Source organism: Micromonospora sp. D75 (genome assembly GCF_018070405.1).
GTDB lineage: Bacteria > Actinomycetota > Actinomycetes > Mycobacteriales > Micromonosporaceae > Micromonospora > Micromonospora chalcea.
On the sequence record NZ_JAGPXV010000235.1, the window covers coordinates 1 to 8294 of the forward strand.

Annotated in this window: 4 protein-coding genes and 1 pseudogene; 1 reads left to right on the forward strand and 4 read right to left on the reverse strand. The window is 73.1% G+C overall.

The features are described from left to right. Positions 1-458: beta-ketoacyl synthase N-terminal-like domain-containing protein (locus tag KBX39_RS15910; protein ID WP_210871274.1), on the reverse strand; the 458-nt coding region annotated here is incomplete at its 3' end. Between the two features lie 44 nt (positions 459-502). Then, complete coding sequence (locus KBX39_RS15915; RefSeq protein WP_247660255.1) at positions 503-6073, reverse strand: type I polyketide synthase; 5571 nt, start codon at positions 6071-6073, stop codon at positions 503-505. 288 nt (positions 6074-6361) lie between these two features. On the opposite strand from KBX39_RS15915, the gene KBX39_RS15920 reads away from it, so the two are divergent. Next, positions 6362-7123 (forward strand): thioesterase II family protein, encoded by a 762-nt coding sequence (locus KBX39_RS15920; RefSeq protein WP_043329886.1) that lies wholly within the window; start codon positions 6362-6364, stop codon positions 7121-7123. Positions 7124-7193: 70 nt separating this feature from the next. Here the strand turns inward: KBX39_RS15920 and KBX39_RS15925 are convergent, their stop codons facing one another. Together KBX39_RS15925 and KBX39_RS15930 are read right to left on the reverse strand one after the other, a co-directional pair. Further along, a complete protein-coding gene (locus KBX39_RS15925) occupies positions 7194-8081 on the reverse strand; it encodes a class I SAM-dependent methyltransferase (RefSeq protein ID WP_043329884.1) in 888 nt (295 codons plus the stop codon). A 29-nt stretch (positions 8082-8110) separates the two neighbouring features. Continuing rightward, positions 8111-8294, reverse strand: a pseudogene (locus KBX39_RS15930) (bifunctional 3-(3-hydroxy-phenyl)propionate/3-hydroxycinnamic acid hydroxylase); the annotation flags it as partial.

The window sequence follows — 8294 nt, forward strand, 5'->3', positions numbered from 1 at the left end:
AAGACGCCGGTGCGGCTGCCCTTGAGCGAGTCCGCGGCGATGCCGGCCCGCTCGACCGTCTCCCAGGCGACCTCCAGCAGGAGGCGCTGCTGCGGGTCCATGGCCAGCGCCTCGCGGGGCGAGATGCCGAAGAAGCCGCCGTCGAACTCGCCGGCGTCGTGCAGGAAGCCGCCCTCTCGGGTGTACGACTTGCCGTGCGCGTCGGGGTCGGGGTCGTAGAGGCTCTCCACGTCCCAGCCCCGGTCCGCCGGGAAGGGTGTGACGGCGTCGACGCCGGACTCGACCAGCCGCCACAGCGCCTCCGGAGTCCGCACCCCGCCCGGGTAGCGGCAGCCCATCGCCACGATCGCGATCGGCTCGTGATTCTGCTCGTCGACGGCCCGCAGGCGCTCGCTGGTCTCGTGCAGGTCAGCGGTGACGCGCTTGAGGTACTCGCGGAGCTTGGCTTCGTTCGCCATCGGGTTGATCACCTGTCGCTAAGGGGCAAGCGGCGGACTCGTGGTCAGGATCGGCCGAACTTCTGGTCGATGAAGTCGAACAGCTCGTCGTCCGAGGCGTCGTCGAGGGCCTGGCCGACGTCGTCGGGCCGGTCGGTGGTGTCGCTCCACCGGGTGACCAGCGCCCGGAGGCGGACCGCCACGGCGGTACGCGTCTCGTCGTCGGCGGCCAGCCGCTCCAGCTCCTCCGGCGCGGTCGCGGCGAACGCGGCCTCCAGCCGGTCCAGCTCGGCGAGCAGGCCCGGTTCGGGCTTCGGCGGGGCGGCGTCGACCAGCAGGAAGTCGGCGAGGGCGGCGGGCGTGGGGCAGTCGAAGATGAGGCTCGCCGGCAGCCGGATGCCGGTGAGGGCGGTCAGCCGGTTGCGCAGCTCCACGGCGGTCAGCGAGTCGAAGCCGAGGCCGGTGAACGTCTGCCCGGACGGCACGACGGTGGCCGGCGGGTAGCCGAGTACCTCGATGACCTGCGCCTTGACCAGGTCCTCCACCAGCCGGCCGCGTTCGGCCTCGGGCGTGCCGGCGAGGCGCTGCGCGAAGGACGGGCCGCCGTCGCCGCCGCCGTCGACGACGCGCCGCCGGGCCCGGACCAGGCCGCGCAGCGGCGCCGGGAGCTGGCCGGCGTCGGCCTGGCGGCGCAGCGCGGCGAGGTCGAGCAGCGCCGGCACCAGGTGGGGGCGTCCACCGTGCAGGCCGGCGTCGAAGAGGCGCAACGCCTGGCCGGTGCCGAGCGGGCTGAGGCCGTTGCGGCTCATCCGCTGCCGCCCGGCGGCGTCGAGTGCGCCCGTCATCCCGCTGTCCGCGGCCCAGAGGCCCCAGGACAGGGACGTGGCGGCGAGGCCGCAGGCGTGCCGGTGCCCGGCGAGGCCGTCGAGGAACGCGTTCGCGGCGGCGTAGTTGCCCTGCCCGGGGCCGCCGAGGACACCGGCGACGGACGAGAAGAGGACGAACATCGCCAGCGGCCGCGATCGGGTCAGCTCGTGCAGGTGCCAGGCGGCGTCGGCCTTGGCGGAGAGAACGGCTGACAGCCGGCCGGGGGTCAGCGCCGAGATCACCGTGTCGTCGAGGACGCCGGCGGCGTGCACCACGCCGGTGAGCGGGTGCTCGGCGGGAACGTCGGCCAGCACCGCGGCCAGGCGGTCCCGGTCCGCCACGTCGGCGGCGACCAGGCGGGCCTGCGCACCCAGCGCGGTCAGCTCGGCGAGCAGCTCCGCCGCGCCGGGGGCGTCGGTTCCGCGGCGGCTGACCAGCAGCAGGTGGCGCACCTTGTGCGTATTGACCAGGTGCCGGGCCAGCAGACCGCCGAGGGCGCCGGTGGCCCCGGTGACCAGGACCGTCCCCTCGGGGTCGAGGGCGGTGGCCGGCGCCGGGTCGAGGACGGCTGGCGCGAGCCGGGGCGCCAGCACCTGCTCGTCCCGGACCGCCAGCTGGGGTTCGCCGGTGGCGACCGCACGGGCCACCAGGTCCACGGTGCAGGACTCCGGCTGCCGCGCCTCGTCGAGGTCCACGAGCACGAAGCGGTCGGGGTGCTCCGCCTGGGCCGAGCGCAGCAGGCCCCAGACCGCCGCGCCGGGCAGGTCGCCCGTACGACAGGTGTCGCCGGCGGCGACGGCCCCGCGGGTCAGCACGACCAGCCGCCGCTGTGCCAGCCGGTCGTCGGCGAGCCAGCCCTGGACGGCGGCCAGCACCGCCGTGAGCCGGCTCCGCGTCGCGGCGGGAACCGGGGCGTCCTCGTCGTCGGTGTACGCGGCGAGCAGCACCAGTTCCGGGTCGATCCGGCCGGAGTCGACCGCCTCCGCCAGCTCGGCGAGCCTGTACCTGGCGATCTCGGACAGGTCGGACGGCGCGTCGCCGAGGAGCACCACCCGGACGGTCGCCGGGGTACCCGGCCGCACGCTCTGCCAGTTGCCGGCGTACAGCGGGTCGGCTGCGGAGTCACCGCCGCGCACCTGGTCGGCGGTGACGGGGCGGGAGACCAGGGAGTCGATCCGGGCGACGGGGGCGCCGGCCGGGTCGGTCAGGGTCAGGGCCACGCCGCCGCCGCTGCGCCGGGCGCGTACCCGCAGCGCGGTCGCGCCGACCGCCGAGAGGGTGACGCCGGTCCAGGCGAAGGGAAGGCGTACGCCGGAGGCATCATCCGCGTCGGAGTCGAGCAGGCCGACGACGTGCAGCGCAGCGTCCAGCAGGGCGGGATGCAGGCTGAAGCCGGCGACCTCGGTGCCGTCGGGCACCGCCACCTCGGCGCACACCTCGTCGCCGGTGCGCCAGACGGCGCGCAGGCCACGGAAGAGGGGGCCGTATTCGACGCCCAGACGGGACAGCTCGGTGTAGATCCCGTCGACCGCGACGGCGGTGGCGGCGCTGGGCGGCCACGGCGCCGGATCGGACCGGTCGGGCTGCGGTACGGCGGGGGCGAGGACGCCCGCCGCGTGGCGGTCCCACTCGCCGTCCGGGTCGGCGGCGGCGCGGGAGTGGATGGTGACCGTCCGGCGACCGTCCTCGTCCGCAGCGCCCAGTTTCACCTGCACCGCCCGGGTGCCGTCCTCGGCGAGCGCCAGCGGGGCCTGGAGGGTCAGCTCGTCGAGGGTGTCGCAGCCGACCTGCGCGCCCGCGTGCAGGACCATCTCGACCAGGGCGGCGCCGGGCACCACCACCGAGTCCCAGACGACGTGTTCGGCGAGCCACGGGTGTGTCAGTACGGAGAGTTCGGTGCCGAAGACCCGTACGTCGTCGTCGGCGACGCGTACGGCGGCGCCGAGCAGCGCGTGGTCGACGGGGCGGACACCGAGCCCGGGCGCCGTCTCGACCCCCGCGCTGGCGTTGAGCCAGTAGCGCTGCTGGTCGAAGGCGTACGTGGGCAGGGCGATGGCGCGGGGGCGTGCCTCGGCTGCCCGCTCGGGGCCGGACCCGTCCAGGGCGGCGAGGTATCCGGTCCAGTCGACGTGGCCGCCGGTGACGTACCACTCGGCGAGGGCGGTGCGCAGCGTGTCGGCCTCGGAGTGCCCGGCGCGCATCGTGGCGGTGAACCGGACCTCGCCGGCCGCCTCGACGCAGTCCTGCGCCATGGCGGTGAGTACGGCGTCGGGGCCGACCTCCAGGAACTGGGTGACGTCCTGCTGGTGGAGGGTGCGCACCGCGTCGGCGAACCGTACCGGCTGGCGTACGTGCCGCACCCAGTAGCCCGGGTCGGTCAGCTCCGCCGCGTCCGCGACCGCGCCGGTCACGTTCGACACCACCGGCACCCGCGGCGGCTGCCAGTTCAGCCCCGCCACCACCGACGCGAACTCCTCCAGCATCGGATCCATCAACCGCGAATGGAACGCGTGACTGACCGCCAGTTCCTTGACCCGCCAACCCCGCTCACGGCAGGCCCCCACCACCGAGGCCACCTCATCGGCCGCGCCCGAGACGACCACCGACGCGGGGCCGTTGACCGCCGCGATGTCCACGGCCGCGCCCGACGCGCCGAGCAGCTCGGCGACAGCCTCCTCCGACGCACCGACCGCCGCCATCACCCCACCCGACGGCAGAGCCTGCATCAACCGACCCCGCGCCGCCACCAGGGAACAGGCGTCCGACAGCGACAACATCCCCGACACGTACGCGGCCGTCACCTCACCGATCGAATGACCCGCCAGGAAATCCGCCCGCACACCCCACGACGCGAGCAACTCCCACAACGCCACCTCGACCGCGAACAACCCCGCCTGCGCGAACACCGTCTGATCCACCAGAGCCGCAGTCTCCGAACCCGGCTCCGCGAACACCACCTCGCGCAACGCACGCGGCAGACGCGGATCAATCTCCGCGCACACTTCGTCGAACGACGCCGCGAACACCGGGAACGCCTCGTACAACTCCCGGCCCATACCCACACGCTGCGAACCCTGACCCGTGAACAACACCGCCCGGCGACCCGCCGACACCACACCCGACACCACCGACCGGCCCTCGGCAACAGCCGACAGCCCGGCCACCAGCTCGTCCACGTCCGAGCCCCACACCACCGCGCGGTGCTCCAACGCCGCCCGCGACGTCACCAACGACCACGACACATCCCACGACGACACGCCAGATCCCGGCACGAACGACGCCAACCTCGACGCCTGCCCCACCAGAGCACGCTCCGAACGCCCCGACACCACCCACGGCACCGGCACACCCACCGGCACCGCGACGGGCTCGGGATCGGGATCGGCTTCGGCCTCCGGCTGTTCCAGGACCACGTGCGCATTGGTCCCCGAGATGCCGAACGACGACACACCCGCCCGCCGGGGACGCTCGACGGCCGGCCACTCACGGGACTCGGTCACCAACTCCACCGCACCCGACGACCAATCCACATGCGACGACGGCACATCCACGTGCAGCGTCGCCGGCACGGTCCCGTGCCGCATCGCCGAGATCATCTTGATGATGCCCGCCACCCCCGCAGCGGCCTGCGTGTGACCGATGTTCGACTTCACCGACCCGAGCAACAGCGGCACATCCCGGCCCTGCCCGTACGTCGCCAGCAAAGCCTGTGCCTCGATCGGATCACCCAACGTCGTACCCGTACCGTGCGCCTCCACCACGTCCACGTCGGCGACGCTCAGCCGGGCGTTGGCGAGCGCCTGCCGGATGACCCGCTGCTGGGAGGGGCCGTTCGGCGCCGTCAAACCGTTCGACGCACCGTCCTGGTTCACCGCCGAACCCCGCACCACCGCCAGCACCCGACGCCCGTCGCGTCGCGCGTCCGACAAGCGCTGCACCAGCAGCACACCGACGCCCTCGGCGAGCGCCGTGCCGTCCGCCGCGTCGGCGAACGCCCGGCACCGGGCCACCGGGGACAGGTTGCCCTGCCGGGTGAAGTCGACGAACACCGCGGGAGTGGGCATCACCGTCACGCCACCGGCCAGCGCGAGATCGCACTCCCCCGACCGCAGCGCCTGCACCGCCAGGTGCAACGCCACAAGCGACGACGAACACGCCGTGTCCACAGTCACCGCCGGCCCCTCGAACCCGAACGAGTACGCCACCCGGCCCGAGGCGATGCTGCCCGCATTGCCGAGACCGAGGTAGTCCTCCACGCCCGCCGGCGGGGTCTCCGGCGGGTGGGCGTACCCGCTGTGGGTCATGCCGGCGAAGACCCCGACCCGGGCGCCCTTCAGGCTTGTGGGGTCGATCCCCGCCGTCTCGACGGCCTCCCACGAGGTCTGCAGCAGCAGCCGCTGCTGCGGGTCCATGGCGAGGGCCTCGCGCGGCGAGACCCCGAACAGCCGAGGGTCGAACTCGGCGGCGTCGGCCACGAATCCGCCCTCCCGGACCGAGGAGGTGCCCGGCCGGGACCGCTCCGGGTCGTAGAGCGCGTCGAGATCCCAGCCGCGGTCGGTGGGGAAGGAGGCGATCGCGTCACCGCCGGACGCGACGAGATCCCACAGTTCCTCGGCGGTGCGCACCCCGCCGGGGACCCGGCAGCCGATACCGACGATCGCGATGGGCTGCTGCGCGTCGGCCTCGACGTCCCGGAGCCGTTGCCGGGTCCGCCGCAGGTCGGCGGTGACTCTCTTCCGGTACTCCCGGAGCTTCTCTTCGGTGTCCATCAACCCAGCCCATCGCGATTCACGGCGGAGACTCGACGTAAGCGACGGTACGAATGCGCAGAAGTCTCAGGCGACACCTGTATCTGTCGTTCGGCTCGCTCGGCCGAGAGCCACGCAGATCCCCATCTGCCGGGAGAAGTTATTGGTTGCGCGCGAGCGCGGACAACCCCTAACCAGGCAACCGACCAGCTAGGGGTGTCCGGTCCCGACCCGTCGCACTAGCGTCGCCTCGACCGGGTCCGCGCCGATCCGGTCGGCAACCGCAGCCGCCGGAAGGACCACCAGAGGATGACGACGCCAGATACCGACAACGGCTTGTGGGTGCGACGCTTCCACCCCGCTCCGGGCGGCGCGAGGCGGTTGGTGTGCCTGCCCCACGCCGGCGGGTCGGCAAGCTTCTACTTCCCGGTGTCCCGCGCCCTCTCCCCCGCCGTGGAGGTGCTGTCGATCCAGTACCCGGGACGGCAGGACCGGCGCCACGAGAAGTGCATCGGCGACATCCACGACCTCGCGCGCGAGGTGTTCACCGTGCTGCGGCCCTGGCGGGACGAGCCGCTGGCCATCTTCGGGCACAGCATGGGGGCCAGCCTCGGCTTCGAACTCGCCCGGCTCATCGAGCAGGACGGCGGCAGCGTCGCGCACCTGTTCGCCTCCGGGCGCCGGGCTCCGTCGAAGTCACGGCACGAGACGGTGCACCTGCTCGACGACGAGGGGCTGCTGGCCGACGTCCGGAAGCTGAGCGGCACCAACTCCGCCGTCCTCGGGGATCCGGAGATGCTGCGCGCCGCGTTGCCGGCGATCCGCAACGACTACCGGGCCGCCGAGCGGTACACCTACCGGCCGGGGCCGCCGCTGAGCTGCCCGATCACCGTCCTCACCGGTGACGACGACCCGAAGACGACTGTCGAGGAGGCCCGGGCGTGGTCGGACCACACCACCGCGGCGTTCGACCTGAAGGTCTACCCGGGCGGGCACTTCTTCCTCGCCGAGCACCAGCCGGCGATCCTGCGGGCCATCTCGACGGCACTGAGCGCGGCGCCGGCGGTCTGATCCCACCGGACGAGGGGCCCGTCCGCCGGTCGTCACGACCGGTCGGCGGGCCCCTCGTCCGTGCGCGGTGTCACCGCTTGTGGCCGACCGCGATCACGTAGTCCATCTGCGCCAGCTCACGCTTCATGAGGTCCTGGTTCTTCCAGTGGGCTGCCATGCTCTTGCGGACGGCCGGCTTGACGACGGCCCGGAACGCGGGGTCGTTGGTCCGCTCGGCCATGTACGCCCGCCAGCCCTCCCAGGTCTGCTCCTTGATCGAGCGGACCTCCGGGTTGGCGAAGCCGGCCTCGACCAACTGCTGCCGGTACGTGTCCCGGTCGTGCCAGTTCTCCTTCGGGATGCTGAACTTGACGAAACTCAGCGGGCCGGACTGGATGGCGGCGCGGACGACGTCGCCGCTGACCGGGATGATGTCGGCCGTGGCGAGCACGCCGCCCGGGCGCAGCACCCGCAGCGCCTCGGCGAAGAACGCGCTGCGCGGGTAGAAGTGGAAGGCGGACTCCAGGGCGACGACCCGGTCGAAGGTGTTGTCCTCGAAGGGCAGTTCGGTGGCGCTGCCGAGCCGGAAGTCGGTCCGGTCCGCGAGCCCCTCCTCCTGCGCCCGGCGCTGTGCCGCCTCGACGTGGTGCGGGGTGATGTTCAGGCCGTACACCTTGGCGACCTGGCGCTCCCGCAGCCACTTGAAGTCCTGGTCCCCGTAGCCGAAGCCGACGTCGAGCACGGTGTCGTCCGGCTTGAGCCCGGCGGCGTCGGCCAGCTTGTCGGCCAGCGCGTCGGCGGCCGTGTCGATGTCGGTGACCCCGTCGGACCAGTAGCCCACGTTCATGTAGTGGGTACGGCGGGCCGCGAACTCCACGTCGGGTGACTGGATCTCGTAGAAGCGCCGGACCCGGGTGATGGGGTCGGCGGTGAAGACCGTGCGGATCGCCCGGCCGGCGATCTTCAGGTTCTCGAACATGTCGGTTCCTTCCGGTGGGTGGATGCCGATCAGCCGCGCCGGATCTGCCGGCGCAGATCCTCGACGAGCGCGGGCACGACGGCCGGGTCGGCGGCGGTGCCGAAGACGTAGAAGTCGGGCCGGACGAGCACCGCCACCGCGTCGTACCGCTTGAGGTGGGGCAGGTACACGTCGTCGAGGTCGAACGCGGTCGGCGCGGCGCCGGATCCGGGT

Excerpts from the sequence above, each read along its gene's own strand:
- KBX39_RS15925 (WP_043329884.1), bottom strand. The coding sequence starts at position 8,081 with ATGTTCGAGAACCTGAAGATCGCCGGCCGGGCGATCCGCACGGTCTTC.
- KBX39_RS15920 (WP_043329886.1), top strand. The coding sequence starts at position 6,362 with ATGACGACGCCAGATACCGACAACGGCTTGTGGGTGCGACGCTTCCAC.
- KBX39_RS15915 (WP_247660255.1), bottom strand. The coding sequence starts at position 6,073 with ATGGACACCGAAGAGAAGCTCCGGGAGTACCGGAAGAGAGTCACCGCC.